The sequence below is a fragment of the Oleiphilus sp. HI0086 genome (assembly GCF_001635225.1).
Genome location: NZ_LWFZ01000581.1, coordinates 1 through 277, shown reverse-complemented (window position 1 = coordinate 277; position 277 = coordinate 1). Strand labels below are relative to the sequence as shown.

Genomic DNA, 277 nt, shown 5'->3' with positions numbered 1-277 from the left:
ATATTTTGGAGTCAGCCTTACCCGTATTACCACCTAGAGGTCCAGATCCATCAAAGCCGTTACCATTGTTCTCAAGATGTAAGTCATCAGGACCTAAGTAACCCTGGATACCTAATTGACTAATCAAGGTAGTTGTACCAGCAGCACCTTGGTCGGGACCCTGACCATCAGTATCTAGACCAGCAGAACCTAGCTCATAACTTGAACTTGCCAAGCCAATTGCATCGATTTCAAGACGAAAGTCGACAGCATGCTCTAGGACTAGCTCTGCAGTATG

At 45.8% G+C, this 277-nt stretch carries 1 protein-coding gene; it reads right to left on the bottom strand.

The features are described from left to right. Positions 1-277, bottom strand: a 277-nt coding sequence (locus tag A3756_RS27575) for a hypothetical protein (RefSeq protein ID WP_197481237.1), incomplete at both ends; no start/stop codon positions are given.